This window comes from Oleiphilus sp. HI0125, assembly GCF_001635355.1.
The window spans coordinates 1-1,045 of the sequence record NZ_LWGF01001292.1 but is presented as its reverse complement, the minus strand read 5'-3'; the positions used below and the strand labels follow the sequence as shown (position 1 = coordinate 1,045).

Annotated in this window: 1 protein-coding gene; it reads right to left on the bottom strand. The window is 46.3% G+C overall.

Annotation, left to right across the window (positions count from 1 at the left end; all coding sequences use genetic code 11):
• The coding region (locus A3762_RS22365) for a malate synthase G (RefSeq protein ID WP_082869300.1) at nucleotides 1–1,045 on the bottom strand (1,045 nt) is incomplete at both ends.

Here is a 1,045-nt window from a genome sequence, read left to right as displayed (position 1 = left end):
ACGCGGCATCGCCAGCGTTTTGCTCATCAACGGTTGCAGCCATGCGCTTCAAGCTTTCTTCAACTTGCTCTTTTGAACATACGCCGTGCTCTAACCAGTTCGCAACGTGCTGCGCAGAAATACGCAATGTTGCACGGTCTTCCATCAAACCAACGTTGTTGATATCTGGAACTTTAGAACAACCAACACCTTGATCAACCCAACGTACAACGTAACCCAAAATACCCTGACAGTTGTTGTCGAGTTCTTTCTGGATTTCACCTTCAGTAAGCGCAGCTCTTTGCTCTGCCGTCATAAGCGGGATAGTAAGAATGTCATCTACGTTTGCGTGCTCACGAGACTTAAGCTCGTTTTGTACTGCAAATACATCTACTTGATGGTAGTGAATTGCGTGAAGTGCTGCAGCTGTTGGTGAAGGAACCCAAGCAGTGTTTGCACCCGCTTTAGGGTGACCTACTTTTTGTTCCATCATCATGCCAAGCTCATCAGGGATAGGCCACATGCCTTTACCGATTTGCGCACGACCTTGTAGTGATGTTTCAAGCCCTGTATCTACGTTCCAGTCTTCGTATGCACCAATCCATGTTTGTTGCTTCATAGTTGTTTTTGGTACGAATGCACCAGCAAGCATTGAAGTATGGATCTCGTCACCAGTACGATCTAGGAAGCCAGTGTTGATGAATACAACACGATCTTTCGCAGAGCGGATACACTCTTTCAAGTTAACAGTGGTACGACGCTCTTCGTCCATGATACCCATCTTCATTGTGAAGCGTGGTAGACCAAGTGCATCTTCAACACGGCCAAACAATTCGTTTGCGAATGCAACTTCTTCTGGACCGTGCATCTTAGGCTTAACGATGTTTACAGAACCAGTTGTTGAATTCTGGAATGGGCTGTTGCCTTTCAAATCGTGAATAGCGATCAAGGTTGTGATCACGCCGTCCATGATGCCTTCTGGAATTTCGTTGCCGTCTTCAAGAAGAATCGCTGGGTTAGTCATCAAGTGACCAACGTTACGAACGAATAGCATTGAGCGACCTTT